At 45.9% G+C, this 26,684-nt stretch carries 19 protein-coding genes and 1 tRNA gene; 3 read left to right on the top strand and 17 right to left on the bottom strand.

Translation table 11 applies throughout. The features are described from left to right. Positions 1-217: 217 nt before the first annotated feature. The 8 genes from HGO97_RS00720 to HGO97_RS00685 all read right to left on the bottom strand — a co-directional run bounded on the left by HGO97_RS00720 (position 218) and on the right by HGO97_RS00685 (position 12,547). On the bottom strand, positions 218-2,743 hold the full coding sequence (locus tag HGO97_RS00720) for a heavy metal translocating P-type ATPase (protein WP_216238475.1): 2,526 nt from the start codon (positions 2,741-2,743) through the stop codon (positions 218-220). 10 nt (positions 2,744-2,753) lie between these two features. Then, positions 2,754-3,056, bottom strand: a complete 303-nt coding sequence (locus HGO97_RS00715; RefSeq protein WP_216238474.1) for a metal-sensing transcriptional repressor — start codon at positions 3,054-3,056, stop codon at positions 2,754-2,756. 158 nt (positions 3,057-3,214) lie between these two features. Beyond that, a complete protein-coding gene (locus HGO97_RS00710) occupies positions 3,215-4,495 on the bottom strand; it encodes a hypothetical protein (protein WP_216238462.1) in 1,281 nt (426 codons plus the stop codon). 62 nt (positions 4,496-4,557) lie between these two features. Next, entirely contained in the window at positions 4,558-5,721 is a 1,164-nt protein-coding gene (locus HGO97_RS00705) for an NAD(P)-dependent malic enzyme (RefSeq protein ID WP_216238460.1), read from the bottom strand. Positions 5,722-5,742: 21 nt separating this feature from the next. After that, a complete protein-coding gene (locus tag HGO97_RS00700; RefSeq protein WP_442900472.1) occupies positions 5,743-7,170 on the bottom strand; it encodes an aspartate ammonia-lyase in 1,428 nt (475 codons plus the stop codon). Between the two features lie 189 nt (positions 7,171-7,359). Continuing rightward, the gene (locus HGO97_RS00695) at positions 7,360-8,694 is read right to left on the bottom strand and encodes an MATE family efflux transporter (RefSeq protein ID WP_216238458.1); all 1,335 of its coding nucleotides are present in this window, start codon (positions 8,692-8,694) and stop codon (positions 7,360-7,362) included. A 498-nt stretch (positions 8,695-9,192) separates the two neighbouring features. Beyond that, positions 9,193-11,013 (bottom strand): CocE/NonD family hydrolase, encoded by a 1,821-nt coding sequence (locus tag HGO97_RS00690; RefSeq protein WP_216238457.1) that lies wholly within the window; start codon positions 11,011-11,013, stop codon positions 9,193-9,195. Between the two features lie 145 nt (positions 11,014-11,158). Continuing rightward, entirely contained in the window at positions 11,159-12,547 is a 1,389-nt protein-coding gene (locus HGO97_RS00685) for an APC family permease (protein WP_216238456.1), read from the bottom strand. 169 nt (positions 12,548-12,716) lie between these two features. On the opposite strand from HGO97_RS00685, the gene HGO97_RS00680 reads away from it, so the two are divergent. Together HGO97_RS00680 and HGO97_RS00675 are read left to right on the top strand one after the other, a co-directional pair. Continuing rightward, entirely contained in the window at positions 12,717-13,442 is a 726-nt protein-coding gene (locus tag HGO97_RS00680) for a Crp/Fnr family transcriptional regulator (RefSeq protein ID WP_216238455.1), read from the top strand. Between the two features lie 499 nt (positions 13,443-13,941). Further along, entirely contained in the window at positions 13,942-15,786 is a 1,845-nt protein-coding gene (locus HGO97_RS00675; RefSeq protein WP_216238453.1) for a CocE/NonD family hydrolase, read from the top strand. A gap of 79 nt (positions 15,787-15,865) precedes the next feature. Here the strand turns inward: HGO97_RS00675 and HGO97_RS00670 are convergent, their stop codons facing one another. The 3 genes from HGO97_RS00670 to HGO97_RS00660 form a co-directional block, all read right to left on the bottom strand. Beyond that, positions 15,866-17,980, bottom strand: a complete 2,115-nt coding sequence (locus HGO97_RS00670; RefSeq protein WP_216238451.1) for a glutamine synthetase III family protein — start codon at positions 17,978-17,980, stop codon at positions 15,866-15,868. Positions 17,981-18,127: 147 nt separating this feature from the next. Next, the gene (gene fba / locus HGO97_RS00665) at positions 18,128-18,994 is read right to left on the bottom strand and encodes a class II fructose-1,6-bisphosphate aldolase (RefSeq protein ID WP_216238449.1); all 867 of its coding nucleotides are present in this window, start codon (positions 18,992-18,994) and stop codon (positions 18,128-18,130) included. Between the two features lie 226 nt (positions 18,995-19,220). Then, on the bottom strand, positions 19,221-21,269 hold the full coding sequence (locus HGO97_RS00660) for an FAD-dependent oxidoreductase (RefSeq protein ID WP_216238447.1): 2,049 nt from the start codon (positions 21,267-21,269) through the stop codon (positions 19,221-19,223). A gap of 217 nt (positions 21,270-21,486) precedes the next feature. Here HGO97_RS00660 and HGO97_RS00655 point away from each other — a divergent pair, with 217 nt between their 5' ends. After that, a complete protein-coding gene (locus HGO97_RS00655; protein ID WP_216238446.1) occupies positions 21,487-22,071 on the top strand; it encodes a TetR/AcrR family transcriptional regulator in 585 nt (194 codons plus the stop codon). A 96-nt stretch (positions 22,072-22,167) separates the two neighbouring features. Here HGO97_RS00655 and HGO97_RS00650 read toward each other — a convergent pair. From HGO97_RS00650 to murB, 6 genes are all read right to left on the bottom strand, one after another. Beyond that, positions 22,168-22,239 (bottom strand) — tRNA-Glu (locus HGO97_RS00650). 211 nt (positions 22,240-22,450) lie between these two features. Continuing rightward, positions 22,451-23,416 (bottom strand): diacylglycerol/lipid kinase family protein, encoded by a 966-nt coding sequence (locus HGO97_RS00645; RefSeq protein WP_216238442.1) that lies wholly within the window; start codon positions 23,414-23,416, stop codon positions 22,451-22,453. A 130-nt stretch (positions 23,417-23,546) separates the two neighbouring features. Continuing rightward, positions 23,547-23,807: an HPr family phosphocarrier protein gene (locus HGO97_RS00640; protein WP_216238441.1), complete on the bottom strand. Its 261-nt coding sequence runs from the start codon at positions 23,805-23,807 to the stop codon at positions 23,547-23,549. After that, positions 23,800-24,762, bottom strand: coding sequence for a DNA-binding protein WhiA (gene whiA / locus HGO97_RS00635; RefSeq protein ID WP_216238440.1), 963 nt, complete (start codon positions 24,760-24,762; stop codon positions 23,800-23,802). The genes HGO97_RS00640 and whiA overlap by 8 nt, the downstream gene beginning before the upstream one ends. Positions 24,763-24,776: 14 nt before the next feature. Next, entirely contained in the window at positions 24,777-25,655 is an 879-nt protein-coding gene (rapZ, locus tag HGO97_RS00630) for an RNase adapter RapZ (protein ID WP_216238439.1), read from the bottom strand. Between the two features lies 1 nt (position 25,656). Beyond that, on the bottom strand, positions 25,657-26,562 hold the full coding sequence (gene murB, locus HGO97_RS00625) for a UDP-N-acetylmuramate dehydrogenase (RefSeq protein WP_216238437.1): 906 nt from the start codon (positions 26,560-26,562) through the stop codon (positions 25,657-25,659). Positions 26,563-26,684: the final 122 nt, after the last annotated feature.

The raw sequence follows: 26,684 nt of genomic DNA, 5'->3' as shown, positions 1-26,684 counted from the left end.
TTTGAAAAGGTAATTGTAAAACAATTGTTCCTGTCTTTGTCACAACATATTATTATAGAAGGAATCCCATCATCCACTTGCATCTAGGAAAGAACAGACTGCTCCATATATAGCAGAAATCCCACCCTTCGCTGGGCTTAAGGCCCTTCTGAAAGGTGGGATTTCGCATGTTATTTTTTACAGGTATTCAATGAACCTTATGTTCGATACGACACACTTATTGAATCTCAAGAACCTTATAATCCTGGTCCTCCACTGTTTTTTTCAACACATCGTCTGCGATCTCAGCATTTAAAGTCACAACTGCTGTCCCAGCCTCGTGGCTGACAACTGCTGCATCCACTTCTGCAAGAGCCTCCAGAGACTTCTTTACGCGGGCCTCACAGTGACCGCACATCATACCTTCGATTTTCATTGTTTTTTCCATTGTTGCTTCCTCCTGATTCTTTTTTGTTCTTATTTTTTTATCCCTTCTTGCATCATGCATCTTAAACAAGTTAAGGCGCAGTGCATTGGTAACTACACAGAAGCTGGACAGGCTCATCGCCGCAGCTCCGAACATCGGGTTTAATTTCCAGCCAAGAAGCGGGTACCATACACCTGCCGCAAGCGGAATCCCGATCACATTATAGAAAAATGCCCAGAACAGATTTTCATGAATATTCCGAAGTGTGGCCCTGCTCAATCGAATTGCTGCAGGTACATCACTCAGACGGCTCTTCATCAACACCACATCCGCAGCATCAATCGCGATATCCGTCCCCGCCCCAATTGCGATTCCGATATCTGCTCTCGTAAGTGCCGGCGCATCATTGATTCCATCCCCGACCATGGCGACCTTCCCTTTACGTTTCAGGGAGCGGATCACACTCTCTTTGCCATCCGGCAGGACTCCTGCAATGACTTCATCTACGCCGGCCTGCCGCCCGATCGCCCTTGCAGTTCTTTCATTGTCTCCGGTCAGCATGACCACATGGATTCCCATGTTCTGCAATTCTTTCACTGCTCTCGGACTGTCCTCCTTGATGACATCGGCAACTGCGATGATTCCTGTCAATTGACCATTTCTGCTAAAGAACAGAGGAGTCTTTCCTTCCTCCGCCAAACTGCCTGCAGTCTTTTGCATCCTCTCTGAAACCAAAGCATTCTCACTGATGAATTTCAGATTTCCTCCTGCAAGTATATCCTCTCCTAGTTTACCAGAAAGCCCATTCCCCGGAACTGCCTGGAACTCGGTCACTTCCTTAAGATCTATAGTCTCATTCTCCTTCGCCTTCTGCAGTATGGCATGCGCCAAGGGATGCTCGCTCTTCTTCTCCAGAGCGTAAGCCATCTCAAGAAGTGCCTCCTTCGCGACACCATCAGCCGGAATCATATCTGTGACCTTCGGCTCGCCGCTGGTGATCGTCCCAGTCTTATCCAATGCTACGATCTGCATCTTTCCTGCCTCTTCCAGAGATACCGCCGTCTTAAACATGATTCCGTGCTTTGCGCCCATTCCATTCCCCACCATGATTGCAACAGGTGTAGCCAGTCCTAGGGCACATGGACAGCTAATCACGAGCACAGAAATTCCTCTTGCGAGTGCGAATCCCACACTCTGTCCTGCAATCAGCCAGACAAGAATCGTCACGGCAGCAATTGCGATGACTGCAGGTACAAACACGCCCGATACCCGGTCCGCCACCTTCGCGATCGGAGCCTTCGTAGCCGCCGCATCACTGACCATCTGGATGATCTGGGAAAGCGTGGTGTCCTCCCCGACCCTCGTAGCCTCACATTTCAGAAAACCGGAATGATTTAAGGTGGCCGCCGATACTGCATCTCCTGATGCTTTATCTACCGGGATACTTTCCCCTGTCAGAGCCGATTCGTTCACCGCACTGCTCCCTTCGAGCACGATACCATCTACAGGTATATTTTCACCGGGCCTTACTACAAAAATATCCCCTTTTCTTACTTCCTCAATAGTAACCTCCGTCTCGATTCCTTCCCGCAGAATCACGGCAGTCTTAGGGGCGAGCTTCATCAGGCTCTTAAGCGCATCCGTCGTCTTCCCCTTGGAACGCGCTTCCAGCATCTTACCGACTGTAATCAATGTCAGGATCATCGCCGCAGACTCAAAATAAAACTCATGCATATAGGTCATGACACCCGCCATATCCTGATGCATCTGCGCATCCGTCATGGCAAATAAGGCATAGGTACTATAACCATAAGAGGCCCCTGCCCCAAGTGCCACCAATGTATCCATATTCGGCGCCCTATGCCACAGACTCCTGAATCCACTGACAAAAAACTTCTGGTTAATGACCATGACTGCCGTCGTAAATAACAACTGTATCAGCCCCATAGCGACATGATTGCCCTCCAGCCATCCCGGTACAGGCCAGTTCCACATCATATGTCCCATAGAAAAATACATCAGCGGGATCAAAAAGCAGAGGGAAGCAATCAGTCTTTTCTTTAAAACCGGCGTCTCCCTGTCCTTTAAAAGGTCGCTCTCTGCCGGACCTGACACCGCTTTTCTCTCCTTGGCGCCGGAGGTCTTCGTGGATGCCCCATACCCTGCTTCCTCAACGGCGGCAATAATATCCGTTGAGGAGGCCGTTCCCTCCACTCCCATAGAGTTCGTCAGCAGGCTGACGGAACAGGACGTCACTCCGGGCACCTTCGATACAGCCTTTTCCACCCGGGCGCTGCACGCCGCGCAGCTCATCCCCGTTACTGAATATTGCTCCATTTTATGCCTCCTATCTCATCAATTTCTGTAGAGTTACCACCAGTTCGTCAATGGTCTCTTCCTTTCCATTCTTAATATCTTCTGCGACACAAGTCCTGATGTGGTTCGCCAGAAGAACTTTATTAAAACTATTCAAAGCCGCATTGACCGCTGAAACCTGGATTAAAATATCTGTACAATAAGTATTGCTCTCAACCATCTTTTTAATACCACGTACCTGTCCTTCAATACGGTTCAGACGGTTCACTAAATCCTTATATTCCTTATCAGAACGCTCCTTTGTCTTATGACAGCATTCCTTCATCTCTTCCATCTTTACACCTCCTTCACTTTCTGAGCTCATTATATACCCTCATGGGGTATATTGCAAGTAAAAAATAAAAAGAAGAAAACGCCGGGAGTAAAATAAATTTCCGAAAATCAATTTTTGCTCCCAGCGCATCTTCTATTTTATTTATATTCTTTATACTGCTACACAAATATCACCATCAAGCTGACGATCAGTACGGACACTGCATTTGATATGAGCATCGTGCCCATCCCGAGCACTGGCCCGATCTGACTCTTGATATATCCTTTTTCTGCTTCACTCTCCCCGATTGCTGCCGCATTATTTGTCAGCATATCATTGACCGGAAATCCCATCATACAGTTCATTGTCAGAGCGATGCCTTTTTCTGCCCTGAATCCACAGATCTTGGCTCCTACAATACCGCAGATTACCAGAACGACCGTCGAGACAACAAAAACCAGAAGCAGCGGCGGAAGGAAGGATACAAGTCCCTGCCAAGGACACCTTGCAATCGTATTGGCCATCAGTCCCATCAATCCCATCAGCAGAAGTCCGTAAGAATCTGCTTTAAAAAGCGGTGCCTTATCCATAAGACCAAGGCTTCCAAGAATACATCCGAACAGCAGCGCTGTGATATTCGGATTGATATTCATCCCTGCCAATACAGTACCATGAAGCAGATTATTGATCACTGTCACAATCATAATAATTCCCAGATAATAAGCAGTATTCTTATACTTCGCAGGAATCCTCTCACAGAAAGGAACCTTTCCTCCCTGCTGTGCATTGGGGTTTTGCCCCATCCCTGGTACGTCCGGCTTCGTCATCCCTGGTGCACCATTCATCGGGGATGCTCCGTTTCCTGCAGCATTGCCGCTTTCCTTCTCCTGACTGCCTTGGCTGCGTGCCCTGAACTCAGCCGACAATGCCCTGCTCTCCCGCTTTAATGCCCATGTCACCACCGGAACACTGAACAATCCCTGGAACATGAATACCAGCCATGGAAAGACGGAAATCGCCGGATTCTTATCTAATACCCATCTGGATGCGATCGCACAGGAAGCGCCTCCTCCGATGACAGACCCAGGTGATAAAAATGCCAGGCCCTTTCCCAGAATCGGAGTCAGTCCAAACCCTACGATCACCACCAGTGCCAGAGACGCTGCAATACAGAGGAAGGCCTCCTTCTTTCGCGCCTTAAGCATCTTAAAGTTGATCATGGTCCCTGAATGGATGACCAGCACATTGAACGCAATCGTTCCGACTGCAATCATATTGGCAGACAACAGCATATCCGTCGGAAGGATTCCCGTTCCAAATCCAATCGCAAATAAGATACCATAAATCAAAGGCATCGGAATCATAGATTTCAGCTTTGTTGCAATCGTCAAAGAGACAAATGCGATTGCCAAAAATACAAGAAAACTTCTGTCAAATGCCCATGTATATTCAGTCCCCATAAAAAATCACCGTCCTTTATCTTTCTATTACAAAGTATAAAGGAACGGTGACTTTTTTACTGTCAGAAAACTGACACATGTGCACATTTTGCTACTTCTTCTGCAACTCTTGCGGCTACTCTCTTATCAAATGGGGATGGAATGATATAGTCAGCCTTGAGCTCTTCTTCACTGACAAGGGAAGCAATGGCACGTGCTGCTGCCAGCTTCATATCGTACGTAATGTCCCTGGCCCCTGCATCCAGCGCACCTCTGAACAAGCCTGGGAATGCCAGCACATTATTGATCTGGTTCGGATAATCAGAGCGTCCGGTTCCCATGACCTTCACGCCTGCCTCCACAGCATCCTCATAGGTAATCTCCGGTGTCGGGTTTGCCATGGCAAATACGATCGGGTCTGGAGCCATCGTTGCGACCATCTCCTTTGTCAGGATATTCCCTGCGGAAACACCGACAAATACATCCGCACCCACTATGGCATCCTTTAATGTTCCTGTCACGCCCTCTGGGTTCGTCAGTCTTGCAAGCTCCAGCTTATGCCCTACGGCAAACGGACATCCCTCTGCCAGAATTCCCTCCAGATCACAGATCGTCATATGCTTCACACCTGCATGGAGCATCATTTTTGCGATTGCTGTTCCAGCACTTCCCGGACCGTTTAAGACTACTTTTATCTCATCGATCTTCTTTCCCACGACCTTCAATGCGTTCATCAAAGCCGCCGTCGTTACGATCGCAGTACCATGCTGGTCATCATGGAATACAGGAATATCCAGCTCTTTCTCCAGTCTCTGCTCGATTTCAAAGCACTTCGGTGAACAGATATCCTCCAGGTTGATTCCTCCGAAACAAGGAGCGATCCGTTTCACTGTCTCGATAATTTCTTCCGTATCCTTGGTATCCAGGCAGATTGGAAATGCATCCACGCCACCGAACTCCTTGAACAAAATGGCCTTTCCTTCCATGACCGGCATTGCCGCTTTCGGGCCGATATCTCCCAATCCTAAGACAGCAGTTCCATCAGATACGACTGCGACCAGATTACCCTTTGCTGTATAATCATAGGCCTTCTTCTCATCCCTGTGAATTTCCATACACGGGCTGGCAACTCCCGGCGTATAAGCAGTACTTAAATCCTCTCTTGTCTTTAGCGGCACTTTACTGCACACCTCAATTTTCCCGTGAAACTCTTCATGCATCCTTATTGCTTCTTTACCATAATCCATTACCCACACCCCTCTTTCCTTTTATTGTGCATCCATATTTTTTAACAGAAGCTCTTTTCCTGAAATTCCTGGTTCTGTCATATTTTTTACATCCAGTATCTCTTCTAATTCCTCCTCATTCAAAAGCCCTTCATCCAGAATCAGCTTTCTGACTGATACTCCGGTCTTAATTGCTGCTTTTGCCAGGGAAGCCGCTTTTGCATATCCCACATGAGGACATATCGCTGTAACAATGCCAACACTATTATCTACCAGCTCTTTGCAGCGCTCCTTATTTGCAGTGATTCCTTTCACACAGTTATCTACAAATGTTTCTACTGCATAGGCCAATGTATCTATGGACTGGAACAGACAGTAGAAAACAATCGGCTCAAATGCATTCAGTTCCAATTGTCCGGCCTCTGCCGCCATAGTGATCGTCACATCATTTCCAATAATATTAAATGCGACCTGATTGACGACTTCCGGGATAACTGGATTCACCTTTCCAGGCATGATGGAAGAGCCATTTTGCTTTGCTGGAAGATTGATCTCTCCGAATCCGCATCTTGGGCCGGAGGACATCAGACGGAAATCATTCGCTATTTTTGAAAGCGTTACTGCACAGGCCTTCACCGCACCGGATACCGCTACAAATGGGTCCAGGTTCTGTGTCGCATCGATCAAATCATAAGCCTGCACGAAATCCATACCGCTGATCTGTGCCAGATTCGGAACGATACGTCTTAAATAGGCCTCATCCGCATTGATTCCGGTTCCGATTGCCGTACCTCCCATATTCAGGGTCCGCATTTCTTCCTGTGCCTTTTCCATACGGTTGATATCACGCTGAATTGCTACGGAATATGCTCTGAATTCCTGTCCCAGACGAATCGGCACTGCATCCTGCATCTGTGTCCTGCCCATTTTTATGATGGAGTCGAATTCCTCGCCTTTCTCACAGAACGCCTTATGTAACCGCTCCAGCTCTTTCTTCGCATTCTTTAGAAGCTTCAAGGAGGTCATCTTTCCTGCTGTCGGAATTACATCGTTGGTCGACTGTCCGCAGTTTACGTGGTCATTCGGATGTACGATGGAATAATCGCCTTTCTGGCCTCCCAGAATCTCAATGGCACGGTTTGCGATTACTTCATTGGCATTCATATTGATCGAAGTACCTGCCCCGCCCTGAATCGGGTCTACGATAAATTCATCATGGAGCTTTCCTTCCACGATCTCATCGCAGGCTTTCACAATCGCTTCCGCAATATGTTTATCTAAAAGCCCGATTTCACAGTTCGTGATCGCTGCCGCTTTCTTAATCTGTGCCAGGCTGTTAATAACCTCGGGATGCATGGACAATCCAGTGATACGGAAGTTCTCTGCCGCTCTTAAGGACTGCACACCATAGTAGACGTCTTCCGGTATTTCCTTTGAGCCTATCGAATCCTTCTCTGTCCTGCATTCCATTCCATCTATATTTTTTGTCATAACCATAATAAAAAACCTCCCAGACTTTACTGCCAATTTCTTTTTACAGGCACATTATAAGTCCGAAAGGTTTTATAATCAAAGACATATATTTATATATCGCTCATAACCGTTTATTTATACCCCCGCAAAATCGGGCCGTATGCTCATTATTTTTAGGACAGCCTCCTAGGCTTTTGTTTTCCATTTTCCACTGATATATCGAATCACACAGAGAACAAAGCCTGTGCTCCAGGAAATCGGAAGCCCCCACCAGATAGACGCCATTCCCAGATTTGTATACTTCAGCATCAAATAGGAGGATGCTACTCTGACCACAAGTGCAATGATTGTAGCTGCCATAGAGTAGAATGCATCCCCTGCTCCTCTTAAGGCACCACTCAAATTATTATAAAAGGCATTGATCAGATAAAAGAGAGCGATTGCCCCCAGATATCCCACGCCAAATTCCATTACGACCGGGTCCACATCTCCTTTCAGGAAGATTCCGATCAACTGATACCGAAACAGAAAGATCAAAAGTGCAATACTTCCACAGACTGCTGCGGCCAGCCCAAATCCTGCACGTACTCCCTGTCTGGCTCTGCGCTCATCGCCTGCACCGATATTCTGTGCCACATACGTAGACAGAGCAGAGCCCAGATCAAACATCGGCATCATCGCCAGTGACTCTACCTTTCCAGCAGCCGCATATCCTGCCATCGCCGCTGTACCAAAAAGATTGACCATCCCCTGCACACACATCACACTGATGGAAACAGAAACCTGCTGGAACATGGCTGGAATCCCAAGGTTCAATATCCTTTTTAACATCTGTCCATCAAAAACGCGCTCCTCTTTTGACATCTGCAGAATCTCGGCTTTCTTCCTTATATAAAGTACACATAAAAGTGCAGAAATTCCCTGAGACATAATGGTAGCCACAGCCACGCCGGCGATTCCCATATGGAAAACAACGACAAATAAAAGATCCAGTACAATATTTAAAATAGAAGCAATGATCAAAAAGTAAAGCGGTGTCTTAGAGTCACCGATGGACCTAAATATAGCCGTACACACATTATAAGCGAACGTCAGCACCAGTCCTCCGAACACGATCCGCAGATACAACGTACTTCCCGCCATGATATTGTCTGGAGTCCCGATCAGCCTAAGAAGAGGAACTGCAAGCCCCTGGCTCACGCCTGTCAGAATAACTGCCAATACTCCCATCCCAATAATCATCGTATATAGCGCCCGGTGGAACTCTTCCATATTTCTGGCACCAAATAATTGAGACAAGAGTACCGAGGCACCAATCGTAAGACCTATCATCACCGCATTTAAAATAAAAGTCACCGGAAATGAGCCTCCCACCGCCGCCAGGGCATCCTCTCCCACAAACCGGCCGACCACGACCGTATCTACAATACTATAAAGCTGCTGAAACACATCTCCCAGCAGCATAGGCAGGGCAAATCCCCCTATAATCCGCGCAGGCTTTCCCGCTGTCATATCCTTCATATATAACCTCCATCTCACTCATTCCACATACGATTTCTATCACTTTCAACACAATTGTCTATTATAAGCCTCTGATCGTCCAAAAGTCCAGCCCCAAATTCAAATCTTCCTCGATGGGATATTCTTCCATTACTGTTCACTCGCAAGCTTGACACTTGCTGTCAAGCTATGCGCCAGAGTTGACAGCAGGATGGATTTCAGCCCCATGCATCGAAGATGCATTTAAAATGGGCTGAAATCGTAACTGTACACAGGGTACCTGTGAACAGTTACATCTGTCCTGCTTTGTATGATATAGGGGACGAGACTTCCTATATCATACAAAAGAAACCCTGCGGCAGTGCTCCATGTCCTTGAAAAGGCATATCTGCACTACCGCAGGGTCTGTTTACATCTTACATCGTTTTCCCCTCTGCAATCAGATATATCCGATGGGACATATCCGAATACATGCCCTTACGGGCAGATCCACAGTAGAACCGTGGAATAAAGTAAAGACTAATCTTCTACCTCGATCTCATCCCAATTCTCGAAAGGCTGTACCCACTGTTCCGGATCAGTATACGGAATAATTGGAAGCAGCAGATAAGAAGGATGATTATTATCTCTGTAAATCTTGTATGAAGTTGTTGTATTTCTCGGAATGACATTCATATTACCGACTTTTCCTGTCCAGCTCTCTGTATGGCATGCATTCGGGCACTGGCTCGTGATTTCCAGTTCAATCCAATGTCCTGGCGGAATAATCATGGATGTCGGGTTCATCTCGATTACATACTCGCGAATCTCACCTGGTGTTACAGGGATAGATACGCTGTTGTCATGTACTGGAGCACCAATTGTCGACTTTTCTTCATTCAATGGATGAGAAGCTCTTAATGCACCATAACGTAAAAGCGGCATTCTTGTTCCATCTGGAAGCACGTCGAACAGACTGCATACAAAGTTCGCATCCTCAGCATCAATAGAAGCCCAGAGATGTAACTCGATCGGTCCTGTGATTTCCTTAGCCTGTGGGAATCTGGAGGACTTGTATACAAGCTTGTTGACTTCTGTAGAAACTGACGGCGGCAGGTGAGTAAATCCATCCGGCGGCAGATCCTTATCCGGCTCTCTGTCCCAACGCAGACGGTTGAAGGAACGTAAGTACATCTTCTGCCACTCTGTTCTTGCCAGCGGCCACTCGTTCTCATAACGGGTTCCTGAGTTAATAACACAGAACTTATATGGAGGCTCATCCATAATACCTGTATCCACGCCTTTGAGCCAGTGATCATACCATCTTAAGCATTCTTCGTTCAGTGCGCGGTATGGAAGTTCCAGTCCGTCGTAACCTTCCAGAACGCCAAGACGCTTTGGAGCCTGAAGACGATCATCGTTCATAGCAGAGAAAATCGGAGCGCTCCATCTTCCGAGCGGTGACCATGCACAGTGCAGGTATACAGGAACTTTTACTTTATCATACATCTGGTTCGCACTGCGCTGTTTCCAGTATTCATCATCCAATGGATGAAGCAGGTAATCCAGATAGAAGGTGTGGTATGTTGGCGGCCAGGTCGTCAGGATCTTGGTGAAATAGGAATTCACTGCGATATCCGGGTCCTGGAGACGCTCTTTCATCATCTCTTTTACTTTCTCTTCCCCATACATCTTTACAGACCAAGGCATTGGCTGATTAGATGGGCAAAGCTCCCAGTAAATGCTCATGTATGTAGACGGAACACCGCCATAATATCCATGCTGATAGTAATCATCAACGAATGAGCAAGGCATAATACATTTCAAATGCGGCGGCTGCTGAGCTGCTGCAAGAATCTGGCAGATTCCAAAATAGGAATATCCGATCATACCTACATTGCTGTCACACCACTCTTCTCCTGCTGCCCATTCGATCATATCATAGATATCCTCATGCTCCTGAGGATTATATACGCCGTAGAAAGTTCCTTCACTCTTACCAATTCCTCTTGGATCTGGAATAATATATGCATATCCTCTCTTTACAAAGTATTCAATATCTCCTGCTTCCAAGCTGTGGTCAAATAAGAGAGACTCTGGCGGAATCGCACCTCTCTTGATTCCCTGCATCTCTTTACTATAAGCAGACCAGCTTACAAGTGCCGGAACCGGACCAGCTCCCTTCGGGAGATATACATCTACACAGAGGCGTACTCCATCCCTCAAGGTCATCCATACATCCTCATGCAGTTCTACTTCATACTTAGGTCTTGATAATTTATCCAAATTCTTCACATATCGTTTGTCCCAATAATTTGGCAGGTTATCAATCCCAAGAACTTCTGTAATTCTTCTTTTCATAGTTTCGTACCTCCTTTTCATGTAAATATCATAACAAAAAATGGTGTGTACCGTTGTCATGTACACACCATTTTTAAACTTTTCTATGTCACCTGAGGAGACAATTTTATGTCATCCTGGAAGACAATTCGCTCTTTAAAGGCTGTTATTTCGCTGCTGCACCGTCGATTTCAGCCTTTGCATTCTTCTCCATCTCATACCATGGCTCATAAGGCTCTTTCATCTTCTTGAAGATGTCGAATCCCTTCTTATCCATCACGTACTTACGACGAATCAAGGTATAGATGATCGCACAAACATAGAATATAACCATTGTGATCCAGTTCTTCGGAGACATCTGGAACAATACATAACTACCAAGCAGCACACACATCACTCCGGCTGCAATCGTCAGAATACAATTCAGAATATGAGGTGTCTTAATATATGCATTCTTATATGCGTTCGGGAATTTTCTCGGCAGCATAAAGATACTGAAAAATGTAATCGGAAGTAATAACAATCCAGGAATTGTTGTGATCTTTACAACATCATCTAGATTGAATCCTGCAACGATAGCTACGATAGCGATGATAGAGTTCACCCAAAGAGAAACTGCCGGTGCACCGTGTTTGTTGGACTCACAGATCTTGCTCGGGAACAGTCCGTCTCTGGCTGCTGCGAAGTTGATTCTGGAGAACATCATCATTGCTGAGTTAATACTTGTTACAACTGCAAGCAGCGCTCCGCCTGCAACGAAGAACATCAGCATTGCAGGTCCCATAAATTTGCCTGCTACTGTTGCCAGGTTATCGATCTCGTAAAAGTTCGGCATAACGCCTACTGTTACATATGCAACTGCTGCATAAATGATAGCTGTTGCAAGTGTGCTGACAAGGTATGCGATTGGAACGTTCTTACCAGGGTTCTCGATTTCCTCTGCGGAATAGTACAGTACGTTCGCACCTATCAGACTTCCATGCATGATTCCCATTGCAGCCCAGAGTGCGCCGAGCTGGAATGTCGTAGAAATAACTTCTCCGAAGGAAACCACTGTTGCTCCCCATCCGCCGAAGATATAAACACCTAATGCAACAAGAAGAACTGCTACACAGACGTTCTGTACTGTGGATGAAAGCTTGATTCCAAAGCAGGAAATAATGGTGAAGATAATGATGCAGACAACTGCTGCAACTTTGTCTGGACATGCCGGTACTAACATGCAAAAGTATGTAGAAAACGTCAATGCCATGGTCGCTATCTTCATAACACCTACAACCAACTCATTGAATGCGTCCCATGCTCCCATAATCGGATGAACTAATCTCGTCAGGTACATGTAGGAACCGCCGTTGGCAGGTAATGCTGATACCAGTAACATCTCAGGGATACTGCGCAGGAATACGAACAGCGCCGCACAGATGAAACCGATAACAATCCCATTACCCCCGATTATCTTAATGGCAATAGGTGTTGTGGCAAATACACTGGCACCTATAATACTTCCGATTCCCATTAAGATACAGGACAACAAATTCATTTTCTGTTTTTTCATCTACTTACCTCTTTTCTTTCTGTTATTTTTAGTTAACTATACTCAATTTCTGACGCTTGGAGTGTCATGTATGTGACATTTAACTGATTTTGAGTTCTTTCTTTTCTTTTTTTGTGCAATATGTTAAAATCTCTTTAGTACATAAATTTAAGAAAGGAATGCTGCCAATATGGACAAAACTACCAGACTCCAAGACCTAAGCAAGGAGGAACAGATGATTTTCCAGGGCTTAAAAGCTACCGCGCTATTTGAAAACCTCCCAGTAAAGCAACTTATCGAACTTTCAACTCACTGTCGGATCGTCCATAAGAAAAAAGGTGCAACCATATACAGAAAAGACGAGTCGTCCAATCACTTATATATTATCAAATCCGGCTATATCATGGAATCCGTATTTTACGGTACCAGCGCCGATATCATAGTCAAGGTCAGAAGTGACGGGGAATACTTTGGTGAGATGGGCATGCTCACCAACGAACCATACCCGAACACAGCCTTGACGTTGGAGGACTGTCAGCTCATCTCTATTCCAAAGAATTATTTCCTTGAGACAGTCTGGGGCAATACCTGTGTCTGCAAGGTCATCATCCAGGAGCTGATCGACCGTCTGCTGAACTCCGCACAGCATATGGTGAACGCTATGTACTTAGACGCTCCAGGCCGCCTGGCATCCACGATTGTCAACCTGACGACCAACAGTAAGCAGAAAAGTATGAATATCCGCATCACCCAGAGCGCCCTTGCCTTCTCCTCCGGCATGGCCCGTCAGACCGCCGCTAAGATCTTAAGCGACTGGCGAAAAGAAGGCATTATCTCAACCGAACGCGGCAAACTGTCTGTCCTCGACTTCAACAAACTCCTGGACATTATCCTCAACAGCGAGATTGGAGATTAAGAGAGAGGGAGGCCAGATTCAAGGGAGCCGGGATTCTCCCGCTCCCTCATCTTGTGTCTTCTCCCTTTTTGTTCCTATTCACTCAAATTCTCCAATCTATCCTATCCACTTCTTTTACTCCATCCTCCTTCCTAGTTATCTTATCAATCATTTACTCAATATCTGCTCAACACTCCAATAAGCCTATCTAAAGATATGCATCCCCAGCTCTAAAAAGTATCTCTTTTCCTAGAATTCCCTTTCTCTCCTATTTCTCCTCTCTTTCTCCCTAATTTCTTTTCTCTCCCCTCTTTCCTCCCTGCCATTTACTCCCCAATTTTATTTAGCCGCTTACCCACCCTCCGCCCGCCCCCAAAAGCAGTACATGAGCGGATTCTCGCGGGCGCCCCCCCTTCAAATTTGTATTTGTCAGAATTTTCTTCTTGTGTCACTTTATAGACAGACAGAACTATTTTTTTTGATTATACTTAGCCTATCAAAAACGTAGGAGGTACGATTTATGAACCAAGAAGAATTTTGCGAAGTAACAGGTTTAGAGAAGGTACCGGTTTATTGGGACAGACGATATACAAAGAACCTCGACAAACTCTCTAAACCGATTTACACTGTTAAACTTGAAGAAGACGTAGAAGTTATTTTAAGAGACGGCACAAAAACTTATGTTGATGTTTACCATCCAGCAGAATTAGAGTCAGCTCCTTCTCTCATCGCTTATTCCGCTTACGGAAAGAAAATGCAGAGAATGCGTCATGGAGCACTTCCAGGAGCATCTAACTATTTCGACCACAGCCTTGAAGCTGGTGACATCGATTTCTTCGTAGAGAGAGGTTATACATTTATCATTCCTGACGGACGTGGAATCGGAAGAAGTGAAGGTGAATACCTCGGTGTTTACAATCCACAGGAGCAGGAAGACGTATATGATTATGTAGAGTGGGCAGGAACAGACTGCCAGTGGAGTACAGAAAAAGTTGCTTTACTCGGATATTCTTATTTCGGAATCATCCAGTCACTTGTTGCAGCACTTCAGCCGCCTCACCTTGTATGTATCATGCCTTTAAGTTATACAGATGACTATTATCAGCATGGATATTACGGTGGTGTTGCAGATACATATATGAACATGTACTGGGAACTCTGTCCGGCTAATAACCCGACCACCTGGACGAGTAAGATGATGTCTGAGGAAGAGATGAAAGACCTGATCGAAGAGGTACAGAAAGACCCGGATATCGGAATGAACACTTACTTCAACAAGATGTTCAACGTATGGCCGCCGAAGTACCACACCTTCTATCTGGACTACCTGCTTCATCCACAAGAGGATGATTTCTGGCGTCCGCGTTCAATGAAGTACAAATACGACAAGATTAAAGTGCCTGTATACTTCAAGTGCGGCTGGGCTCCACAGGGACGCTGGTCAGCTCCTGTATTCAATGCCATGAATTCTAAGGAACTGAACGTTTACAAACGCTGCGGCGTTATGGAAGGCTACAACGGAATGGAACTTCCATACCGTTTCATGAATGAAGAGATGCTCCGCTGGTATGATTACTGGATGAAGGGCGTTGATACAGGTATCGTTGACGAGCCACCAATGAAGATGAACATTCTGGGCGCTGGCTATCGTTATGAATATGAGTATCCATTGGAAAGAACACACTGGAAGAAGTTATATCTGCATACATTCGGCAACCTGCGCTGGGAGCCTGTCGTAGAAGGCAACCTTGCACCGGACAGCTTCACACACCGTCCTCCGTTCATCACAACAGAGGTAGAGAAGCTTACTTACCGCACAGACCGCTTTAGCCGTCCTACAGAGTTCACAGGACCGATCGAGCTGCATCTGTGGGCTTCTATCGACAGTGATAATGCAAACTTCATCACAAAAGTATGGCAGATCACAGCCGGCGGAACAAGAATGCCTGTTTCCCGTTCAGGATCCTTAAAGGCATGCTATCCACTGGATGAAGAGAAGAGCCAGATCGGACGTCCGGTACATGATTATACAAAGAAAGTACCTGTTGTTCCGGGAGAGATCAAAGAATACGTGATCGAGATCAACCCGATCGGTATGGTATTCGCACCTGGCACTGCTATTGAGCTTGAGATCAAGGCTATGGATAACTTCGAGCCACAGAGCGGAGCTTGGCAGGCTAAGATGGACCACCTTGGACCTATTCCGAGCGTTAAGACAATCAACTACAAGATTTATAGAGATAAGGATCATCCTTCCTATATTCTTATGCCTTATATTCCTACGACACCACCAGAATTATGGTTACAGCCAATCTGTGATGATGATATCGTAATAGGCGGAAGTGGAAAAGGAAACACCCATTAATCTCTTACCTTATATAATTCCTTCTTTCAAAAGAAAAAGCCCCCTGACTGCCATCAGGAGGCTTTTTCTATCTAAACTTCTATACTTCAAAAATCAAATCACCATAGGACGGCATCGGCCATACATCCTTATCCACGATCATCTCAAGTTGATCCACCGGAGCACGCAGATTGTCCATCGCAGGAACGACATCGGAGTGGTAATAGTTTGCCTGAACCTCTCCTTCTTCCTTCTCCGCCGCCGTATCTGTCACCTGGATCAATACATTCAGTGCATTCTTCGTCTCTACCAGAAGATTCGATACCTCTGTCAGCAGTTCGGACTGTACCGTTGTATCTGCTCCTGCCTCTCTGACAGAAATCACTGTATCTGCAAGTGTCTTGGTGTAACGCATGATTGCCGGAATAATCTGCTTGCTTGCCATATCAATCATGGTACGCGCCTCGATATTGATTGCTTTCGCATAGGATTCATACTGAATCTCAGCACGGGATTCCAGCTCAGCCTTTGTAAAGACATTGAACTTCTCGAAAAGTTCTACCGCCTTATCCGTTGTCATGGCCGGTATCGCCTCTACCATGGATGTGATATTCGGAAGACCTCTTCTCTTCGCCTCTTCTACCCAGGCTTCTGAGTATCCGTCCCCATTAAATACGATCTTCTGATTCTCAATCGCATATTCCTTGATCAGATCATGAACTGCCATATCAAAGTCATCTGCTTTTTCCAGCACTCCACAAGCCTCTGCAAAAGCTTCTGCTACAATCGTATTAATCACCACATTTGGAGCTGCAACAGAGTCGCGGGAGCCGACCATACGGAACTCGAATTTGTTGCCTGTAAACGCAAATGGTGACGTCCTGTTCCTATCTGTCGCGTCCTTAGCCAGGTCAGGCAGCGTCTTAACGCCTGTCTCCAATTTTCCGCCTTTCAGGCTGTGTGTCGCTTCACCAGTGCTGATTAACTGTTCCAGCACGTCCTCAAGCTGTTCACCGAGGAATACGGAAATAATGGCCGGAGGAGCCTCATTTGCCCCTAAGCGGTGGTCATTCCCCGGATCTGCAGCAGATTCACGCAGCAGGTCCGCATGTCTATTAACAGCCTTTAAGATACAGGTCAATACCAGAAGGAATTGTGTATTTTCGTGAGGAGTCTTGCCTGGCTCCAACATATTGATTCCATCATCTGTCGTCAAGGACCAGTTATTGTGCTTACCTGAACCATTCACCCCTGCAAACGGCTTTTCATGGAGCAGACACTTCATACCGTGCTGGCTGGCAACCCTTTTCAAGGTCTGCATCACCAGATGGTTATGATCAACTGCAATATTCGCCTCTGCATAAATCGGCGCAAGCTCATGCTGTGCTGGAGCCACCTCATTGTGCTGTGTTTTGGAGGACACACCGACTTTCCACAGCTCTTCATTGACATCCTTCATAAAAGCCGCGATTCTCTGACGGATCGTTCCAAAATAGTGATCATCTAATTCCTGCCCCTTCGGAGGCATCGCACCAAATAAAGTACGTCCTGTATAGATCAGATCTTTTCTCTGCTTGAACTTCTCCGCATCCACCAGGAAGTATTCCTGCTCTGGCCCTACGGATGGAGTCACCTTTTTCGATGTTGTATTGCCAAATAAACGAAGGAGCCGAAGTGACTGTGCTCCTACAGCCTCCATGGAACGCAGAAGCGGAGTCTTCTGATCCAGTGCCTCTCCTTTATAAGAGCAGAATGCCGTTGGGATACAAAGTGTGGCCCCTGCTGCATCCTTCCTTACAAATGCAGGTGAAGTACAATCCCATGCTGTATATCCCCTTGCCTCGAATGTAGCGCGAAGTCCGCCGGACGGGAATGAAGATGCATCCGGCTCCCCTTTGATCAATTCCTTACCGGAAAAACTCATCAGCACTTTACCGCTTGGGAGTGGAGCTGAAATGAATGAGTCATGCTTCTCTGCCGTCACACCTGTCAGAGGCTGGAACCAGTGCGTGTAATGTGTGGCTCCTTTCTCGATCGCCCATTCCTTCATCTCATGGGCAATGACATCGGCTGTTTCAAGATCCAGTTCTTTTCCTTCCTCAATCGTCTTCTTTAAGTTCTTGTAGATCTTTTTTGGTAAACGTTCCTGCATGACTGTGTCGTTAAATACGTTCTCTCCAAAAATATCCGCAACATTAACAAGTTCAGTGCTCATAATTCCTTCCTTCCTCTTCGCCATTTAGTAAATAACCTATATTATGAAAAAGGCACTCCAAGCTGTCTTGGAACGCCTTTGTTCAAATCTGCGCTGTCAGTATACCTCAATCGTCCCAAAAAGGCAAGCAAAAATTAAAAATTTATCTTATTCTGCTTTCCCGATTGATCCGAATAATTCCATCTTCTCTTTTACTGTAGCAATGATTGCATCTGCGCCTGGCTTGAGTAACTTACGTGGGTCAAAGCCTTTTCCTTCCAGGTCTTTTCCTGCTTCGATGTACTTGCGTGTTGCTGCAGCAAATGATAACTGGCATTCAGTATTTACGTTGATCTTTGCAACTCCTAAATCAATTGCTTTCTTGATCATATCTTCCGGGATACCTGTACCACCGTGAAGTACGAGCGGCATATCGCCTGTCAGCTTCTGAATCGCATCCAGAGTCTCAAAGCTTAAGCCTTCCCAGTTAGCCGGGTATTTGCCATGGATGTTGCCGATTCCTGCTGCCAGGAAATCGATTCCAAGGTCAGCGATCATCTTACATTCCTCTGGATCTGCACATTCACCTTTTCCGATGACTCCGTCTTCCTCACCGCCGATAGAACCAACTTCTGCCTCCAGTGACATTCCATGCTCTTTGACAATGCCTACGAGCTCTTTTGTCTTAGCAATGTTCTCCTCGATCGGATAGTGAGATCCGTCAAACATGATGGAAGAAAATCCTGCTTCCACACACTTCAGGCATCCTTCGTAGCTGCCGTGGTCCAGATGAAGAGCAACTGGAACAGTGATGTTCATCTCTTCCATCATCCCGTTCACCATGCCTACAACAGTCTTATATCCAGTCATATACTTTCCTGCACCTTCGGATACACCTAAGATAACTGGAGAGTTTAACTCCTGAGCAGCTGTCAAAATAGCTTTTGTCCATTCCAGGTTGTTGATGTTGAACTGTCCAACTGCATAGTGGCCAGCTTTTGCCTTCTGAAGCATTTCTTTTGCTGATACTAACATATTTTCTTCCTCCACTTCTATCCTGACGGTGATTCACCGCCTGGCATGCTTGTTTATAAAATCTTTTTTTATTATAGCCCATTCACGAAAAAAAGACAATCCGCAATTGTCACAATTAATGAGACAGAATCTTTTCTATGCTACTAAGAATCTTATAAAAATAATGCCGGATACCGTAAAATATATTTTCACAGTACCCGGCATCTCATTTATTCTTTGCCATTATTTACAGATCTTTTGCAGTCTCATAAGCTGCCCAGATAGCGTCCATGATATTCGTCGGCTGCTTTGCATCCCCAATCAGATATACATGCTCGCCCTTGATCTTCTCATAAAGAGATTGATTCGGAATATATCCGACAGATACCACAATGTGATCTGCAGGAATCTCATGTTTTACTTTGATTCCCTGTGGACCGACTGCAAACATACGCTTTGCCCTGTTTGCCGCATTTGGATAGTTCTTCTGCGTCTCAATCACTGTTGCCACACCATCTTTGTAACTCTCCACCACTGCATTCTTGATTACGTTTACTTTATAGTAATCAAGCAGTTCCATCAACATATTGTAGTTGGCTGCTGACAATCCGAATGCATTCAGAATCGTCTCTGTCATCTCCACGACTGTTACCTTCTTGCCTTCCTGGCCCAGCTTGTATGCAATTTCACAGCCTGTCAGTCCGCCGCCTACGATGATGACATTCTCTCCATTTACCTCGATGTTTCTGAGAGTATCCACTGCATAAGTAACATTCTCTGAATCGAATCCAGGTGTATCCAGCCTTCTTTCCTTTGCACCTGTAGCCACAAAGATCTCATCATATTCTGCTGTCATTTCCTCTGTCACTTCTGTATTCATATGTACATTGACAGGCAGGTCCTCCATCTGCTTGATATACCACTTCAACAGGTTCTTATCATCCTCTTTGAAGTCCGGTGCAGCCGCAGCGATAAAGACTCCTCCCAGCTCTCCTGTCTTCTCATACAGATCCACCTCATGGCCGCGCAGTGCACAGACTCTTGCAGCCTCCATACCGCCCAGACCGCCGCCGATGACCATGATTTTCTTCTTTGTCTTAGCCGGAGCCAGTGCATAGCTCTTCTCACGTCCGCATGCCGGGTTTACAGCACAGCTTATATCCTTGCCCTGGAAGATACGTCCCAGACATCCCTGATGGCAGGAAATACATGGTCTGACATCTGCAAGCCTTCCTTCACGGAACTTATTCGCCAGGTCTGCATCTGCAAGCAGAGGACGTCCCATGCCCATGATGTCGATCTTACCTTCTGCAATCGCTTTTTCGGCAAGGTCAGGATCGTCAAAACGTCCGGCACATACAACCGGGATGCTGACTGCCTCTTTCACCTTCATGACATCCTTTAAGTTACATGCCTTCGGCATATAAACCGGCGGATGCGGCCAGAACCAGGAATCGTAGCTTCCGTTATCACAGTTCAGCATATCGTACCCGAACTCTTCCAGCATCTTTGCAACTGTGATTCCTTCCTCTAAATCTCTTCCTTTTTCCTCGAACTCTTCCCACGGAAGCGCACCGCGGTTAAAGTCCTTTACATAACTGCGCACACTATAACGGATAGATACAGGGAAATCCTTCCCACATTTTGCCTTGATGGCTTCCACAATCTCTCTCGGGAATCTTAAGCGGTTCTCCAGACATCCACCGTACTCGTCTGTACGTTTGTTGTAGAAACCAATCGCAAACTGATCCAGGAGATATCCCTCATGTACAGCATGGATCTCGACCCCATCACCACCTGCTTGTTTTACAAGGTAAGATGCCTCTGCAAAATTCTCTACATATTTGTGGATCTCGTCTTTTGTGATTCCACGGTTCTTGATGGTCGGGTCCCATACATTCTGAATCGGGGCCGGCGCCGGCAGCATCTTCCAGTCCGTCTCACTTTCAATGTGGGCCGCACGTCCTGTCATGGCGGTCAGTTGGACAAACATCTTCGAACCATATTCATGGACACCATCCATCAGATACTTCATCTCTTCTACATATTCCTCTGGATAGCACAGCGGGGTGCGTACCGGAATCGGAATGATCGGCACGACTCCTGAAATAATAAGTCCTGTACCGCCCTTTGCACGCTCAATATAGTAGTCCGCACCATCCTTGGTATATGCGGCAGTCTTCGGATTCATCAGACGTGGGGAAAAGACTCCCATCGGCATCATCGCAATACGGTTCGGCAGTTCAATCCCTCCGACCTTGATTGGGGAAAATAAATGTTTATACTTTGTAGACATAGGCATCTCCTTCCATCCTTTCGGATTGCTCTGTTTTTATTCTGTTAAAAGAATAACACAATTCACACAGGAAATCCATTGACACAGAATACAATTCGGCGAATTATATTTTGTGAAATATGCTGAATCCTTGTTACTTGTCAAAAGCCGAGCGTCCGTGTTATGCTTAGAGATACGTAATCAATCTATTTAGGCCACCAGATAAAGGGGGAGTATCATGAAACCACAGACTAACCGCCAGAAACAGGCTCTGGCTACCAAACACAAGATTTTTTCCTGTGCAGTCACACTCTTTGCACAACAATCCTATGAAAATGTAACCGTCCAAGATATCTGTCGAGAGGCAGAGGTATCCGTGGGGGCTTTTTACCATCACTTTAAGAGTAAGGAGAATATTTTGGATGAAGGTTATCGTCTGTTCGACCAGCAGTCCGAGGAGGCATGGAAACAGGGACATCCTGATGAACCGCTCGCAGCGATCCATTTTCTGATTCTGGAACAGGCACAGTCTATGGAGAATATGGGTGCACTGGCAGCACTGCAGTATTTCAAGCATCAGCTCTCCAGTAATGAGAAGTATATTCTCAACCCGGACCGCTTTTTCTATCAGACGATCCTGCATGCAGTTGAAGAAGAGACGGCAGACGGAATCCTGCATGGCGATCCTGTTGTCATTACAGAAGATATCTTAAGCCTTACAAGAGGACTGATCTATGACTGGTGCCTGCATGAGGGGACCTACACCTTGTCCGAACGTTCACAGAAAGTATTAGACATGATCATTCATTATTATCAGAAATAGCATACCCCTTTTGAACTTCTTAATAAGTTCAAAAGGGGTATACAAAATAAAATACCGGATATCTCTTCTCATTAAGCGATATCCGGTATCTTCGTATGACTCCGAGGGGAATCGAACCCCTGATTCCAGCGTGAGAGGCTAGCGTCTTGACCGCTTGACCACGGAGCCTTAAGTTGTTTTGCTTTTCTCAAGCGAGTTTTATCTTACCATACCTTTTTTCAAAATGCAAGTATTTTTTCAACTTTTTTCATCATTTTTTTTCGAGGCACTATTTTCTCCCTAAAATGCCCACAGATTCCCCGCAGGCCGTATCCTCCTCAAAGCCGGAAAATACGACCTGTGTAAGCTTCCTGTTGCAAGCTCTGTGATGGTCTAGAGATTATTCAAGTCCTTCCATTTCTTCCTTCAGTTCGATTGCGCCTGCGATCCGGCCTTTTACAGAAAGCCGTTCAATCGCCTTGGGTGCGACCATGATGCGAAGCCCCTGCTTCTTATTCTGTATCACGACCTCATCATGTTCCCCACCGAACTCCCCGTCCAGTGTCCATGGAATCTCCTCCACCGATTCAAACTTTACATTCCCTGACCGGAAGGAATACATATGTTTCGAATCAATCTGCTTGAGCACAAGGGACGCGATGATTTCGTTAAGTTCAATCGGATTCTTTGGTGTCTTGATCAATGTCACTTCAAACTCTCCGTCATCGAACACCACATCCTTTCCGATGATTCCCTTGAACCCGCCCACAGAACGGGAGTTCGTCACCATCCCGAACACAAAATCCTCTTCCAATGTCTCCCCGTCATGGGTCACCTTGATATGATATGATGGAATGTTAAAGATGCGCTTTGTTCCTTCCAGAACATAAGCCAGATGTCCCAGGACATTCTTCATGCTCTGCTTCGTCTCATAAGATACATCTGTAAACAGACCGAATGCTGCGATATACACAAAGTAATCATTGTTAAATACTCCTACATCGCATGGGAATGGAATCCCATTCGCAGCTGTGTCTGCTGCCTCCAGCACATCCTTCGAGATATGGAGACTGTTCGCAAAATCATTGGTCGTACCGGCCGGAATATAGCCGATCGGCACCTGCTTCTCCCTCATGGACATGCCTGTCACCACTTCATCCAGAGTTCCGTCACCGCCGCTGCATACGACAACATCATATTCCTCTGTGTAGGAAACAGTCTTTGTCAATGCATCATGATAACATTGGGTCGGGTATACAGTCACATCATATCCACCCTTCACAAAGATATCCAAAACGTCTGCAAGCCTTGGTTTGAGCACTCCTGTCCCTGCATTTGGGTTGTAAATAAACAGCATTTTTTTCATATTCTGTTGCCCTCCATTATATGTAAAACTCATCCGGGATTTCTATTTCATGCCCTTCCATTATAAAAGAGGCCGCACAAAAGTACAACCTCTTTTCCCACCTCTTTATTCTATCATAAAGTCTATCCGCTTATTTTCCTACTTTTGTAAAAAAAGTCTTGATACCTTCTGCGGCTTTCATTTCGTCCTCACCATCTGTTACAACTGTAAGCTCTTCCCCTTCACAAAGGTTCAGGCTCATCATTCCCATAATACTCTTAGCATTGATCTTCTTCTCGCCTACATGAATATAGACTTTGCTTGCGTACTGGCTTGCCTCCTGTACCAACAATGCGATTGGTCTTCCGTCAAGACCTTTCTCCTGTCTTACAACAACCGGTGTTTCAATCATAATATTCCTCCTTGTTTTGCCTAACCTTTTCTGCCATCTCGCTCAGTTTGCGAAGTCTGTGGTTCACTCCAGACTTTCCGACGGGCGGGGATAAGAGTTCTCCTAACTCTTTCAATGTCGCATCAGGATGGGAAAGGCGGGCAAGCGCTGCTTCCTCCAACCCTTCAGACAATTTTTCAAAACCTATTGTATCTCTCAGATATGTAATATCCTCTACCTGCTTAACCGCAGCAGATACGGTTTTGTTGATGTTGGCAGTCTCACAATTTACCTTACGATTTACGGTGTTGCGCATTTCCTTGAGGATACGGACATTCTCCAGTTCCATTAATGAAATGTGCGCCTCCATAATATTCAGGATATCAACTATCTGGGAGCCTTCTTTCAGATACACGACATAGGACTTCTTCCTCTGGACGATCTTTGCATCCATAGAAAATCCACAGATCAATTCCTGTATCTGTTGTGCCATCTTTTCAGATGCACAGACGATTTCAAAGTGATACGACTTTTTCGGGTCACTCATCGATCCGGCGGCTAAAAAAGCACCTCTGATAAAAGAGCGTTTACAGCAGGTCTGCTGTACCACAAGCGGATTCACGATATGAACCTCCTCAAATCCGGCCTGATGTTCGTCTATCAGCTTTGTTGCCTGAAGGATGCGCAGAGCATCATCATGCTGCTTCACTACCACTGCATAAGTGACACTTTGCTTCAAAATGTTCCTTCGGATAGAGATATCAGCTTCTATATTAAATGTTTTTTCTATTAATGTAAAGCATTTTCTTGCAACAGCCAAATTTTCCGAATGGATTTTTACGCTGTACCGCCCGCAGCTATTAATGATAATGGAGCCGCACATACTGATCAAAGCCGCTAATTCCGCGATCTGACAGTGTCTGGCAGTACTCCACTGCCTTGAAAGTTCTTCTCTTACATTCCCTGAAAATGACATTTCCTTCTCCTGTGCTATTTCGCCTTCGTTATTGCATCTTTCCCAATATCACGGTGTTCAATACGCACTCCATAATTTTCCTTCTTTCCCAAGAATTCATACAGAGCGTTGGCAAGCGTTACAGAACGGTGCTTTCCCCCTGTACAGCCGATTGCGATCACCAATTGGTTTTTTCCTTCCAGTATATAATTGGGAATCAAAAATTCAATCATCCCTGTCAGCCTCACAAGGAACTCCTGCGCCTTCTCACTATCCATTACATACTCGCGTACCTCTGCATCATTCCCCGTCTTTGGCTTAAGTTCTTCTATATAATAGGGGTTCGGTAGGAAACGGACGTCAAATACCAGATCTGCATCCTGTGGAATTCCATACTTGAACCCGAAGGACATTACCGTAATATACAGATTCTTAAAATCCTTTCCCTCCACAAAAATCTTTTCCAATTCCAGGCGCAGTTCCCGTGTAAGCATCTTACTTGTATCAAGTATATACGTTGCCTGCACTTTTAAGAACGCAATTTTTTCTCGTTCTCTGGCAATCCCTCTGTCAATGTGTCCATCACCTCCCAGCGGGTGCTGACGCCTGGTCTCCTTGTACCTCTTGACGAGGATATCATCTCCTGCATCCAGGAACAATATCTCATAACGAATCCCGATCTCATCGATCTGTTTTAAATTCTTCTCCAGGTTCTGAAATGCCTGGCCGCCCCGGATATCGATTCCCAGAGCAACATTACTGACCTCCGCATCGGGCGTAGACATCATCTCGGCAAACTTGGTCATCAATGGAATCGGCAAGTTATCCACACAGAAATACCCCATATCCTCCAGCATTTTCAATGCCGTTGACTTTCCTGCACCAGACATTCCGGTTACGATCACAAACCTCATCTTAGAACTCTCCTATCCTTTTCACTTCCGGTTCCAGCCTGACTCCTGCAAGAGCCTCTACTTTATCTGCAACCTGTTCCATCAAAGAGACCACCTCCGCGGCGGTAGCACCTCCACGGTTGATCACAAAGCCGCAGTGCTTCTCGGATACCTGTGCATTCCCCACACGAAATCCGCGGAGTCCCGCATCCTCAATCAGTTTTCCTGCAAAATATCCCTCTGGACGTTTGAAGGTACTTCCTGCACTTGGATATTCCAATGGCTGTTTGGTCACACGCTTTGACTTTAACTCTTCCATATAAGCACGGATAGCCGCGGCATCCCCCTCTTTGAGACCGATGGCTGCCTCCAGGACTACATATCCTTCTTTCGCAATGATACTGGTCCGATATCCCAGTTCTAATTCCTCAACGCCCAGGGTCTTCACTTCCCCACCCTGCGTCAATACGGTGGCCTCCAAGAGCACCTGCTTCATTTCACCGCCATATGCCCCGGCATTCATCATCACTGCGCCGCCAAGCGTCCCTGGAATCCCAGATGCGAACTCGAAACCTTCCAGACCACGCCCCAGCGCTTCTGCAGCGATCTTGGAAAGCAGAGCACCTGCCTGTGCATGGATTAAATTGCCCTCTGTATGGATCTCATTCAAATTCTTGTAAATCTGAATCACCACTCCCCGGTAACCTTTATCCCCAACAAGAAGATTGCTTCCGTTCCCCAGGATGTAGTATGGGACTTGTGCATTCTTACATATCTCAATAGTATCTTTTATCTCATCTGTACTGCGCGGTACGACAAAATAATCCGCCGGCCCGCCAATTCGAAATGTAGTGTGTCTGCTCATTGGTTCATCCAAGAGTACCTGTTCACTTCCTAATACATTACACAATTCTTCATATAAACTCATAAAATGTTCTCCATTTCTTTTGAACTATTCTTTTTCCAATCATACAACAAACCAGGCCTAAATTCAACCAGAGATAAGTACGCACCACGCCTCAAACAGCCCCGCCTCTGGTCGAAACTAGC

Source organism: Faecalicatena faecalis, from assembly GCF_012524165.2.
Taxonomy (GTDB): domain Bacteria; phylum Bacillota; class Clostridia; order Lachnospirales; family Lachnospiraceae; genus Faecalicatena_A; species Faecalicatena_A faecalis.
This window is presented reverse-complemented; position numbering and strand designations above follow the sequence as displayed.

Coding starts and splice junctions, on each gene's coding strand:
- HGO97_RS00720 (WP_216238475.1), bottom strand. CDS start 2,743: ATGGAGCAATATTCAGTAACGGGGATGAGCTGCGCGGCGTGCAGCGCC.
- HGO97_RS00715 (WP_216238474.1), bottom strand. CDS start 3,056: ATGGAAGAGATGAAGGAATGCTGTCATAAGACAAAGGAGCGTTCTGAT.
- HGO97_RS00710 (WP_216238462.1), bottom strand. CDS start 4,495: ATGGGGACTGAATATACATGGGCATTTGACAGAAGTTTTCTTGTATTT.
- HGO97_RS00705 (WP_216238460.1), bottom strand. CDS start 5,721: ATGGATTATGGTAAAGAAGCAATAAGGATGCATGAAGAGTTTCACGGG.
- HGO97_RS00700 (WP_442900472.1), bottom strand. CDS start 7,170: ATGGAATGCAGGACAGAGAAGGATTCGATAGGCTCAAAGGAAATACCG.
- HGO97_RS00695 (WP_216238458.1), bottom strand. CDS start 8,694: ATGAAGGATATGACAGCGGGAAAGCCTGCGCGGATTATAGGGGGATTT.
- HGO97_RS00690 (WP_216238457.1), bottom strand. CDS start 11,013: ATGAAAAGAAGAATTACAGAAGTTCTTGGGATTGATAACCTGCCAAAT.
- HGO97_RS00685 (WP_216238456.1), bottom strand. CDS start 12,547: ATGAAAAAACAGAAAATGAATTTGTTGTCCTGTATCTTAATGGGAATC.
- HGO97_RS00680 (WP_216238455.1), top strand. CDS start 12,717: ATGGACAAAACTACCAGACTCCAAGACCTAAGCAAGGAGGAACAGATG.
- HGO97_RS00675 (WP_216238453.1), top strand. CDS start 13,942: ATGAACCAAGAAGAATTTTGCGAAGTAACAGGTTTAGAGAAGGTACCG.
- HGO97_RS00670 (WP_216238451.1), bottom strand. CDS start 17,980: ATGAGCACTGAACTTGTTAATGTTGCGGATATTTTTGGAGAGAACGTA.
- fba (WP_216238449.1), bottom strand. CDS start 18,994: ATGTTAGTATCAGCAAAAGAAATGCTTCAGAAGGCAAAAGCTGGCCAC.
- HGO97_RS00660 (WP_216238447.1), bottom strand. CDS start 21,269: ATGTCTACAAAGTATAAACATTTATTTTCCCCAATCAAGGTCGGAGGG.
- HGO97_RS00655 (WP_216238446.1), top strand. CDS start 21,487: ATGAAACCACAGACTAACCGCCAGAAACAGGCTCTGGCTACCAAACAC.
- HGO97_RS00645 (WP_216238442.1), bottom strand. CDS start 23,416: ATGAAAAAAATGCTGTTTATTTACAACCCAAATGCAGGGACAGGAGTG.
- HGO97_RS00640 (WP_216238441.1), bottom strand. CDS start 23,807: ATGATTGAAACACCGGTTGTTGTAAGACAGGAGAAAGGTCTTGACGGA.
- whiA (WP_216238440.1), bottom strand. CDS start 24,762: ATGTCATTTTCAGGGAATGTAAGAGAAGAACTTTCAAGGCAGTGGAGT.
- rapZ (WP_216238439.1), bottom strand. CDS start 25,655: ATGAGGTTTGTGATCGTAACCGGAATGTCTGGTGCAGGAAAGTCAACG.
- murB (WP_216238437.1), bottom strand. CDS start 26,562: ATGAGTTTATATGAAGAATTGTGTAATGTATTAGGAAGTGAACAGGTA.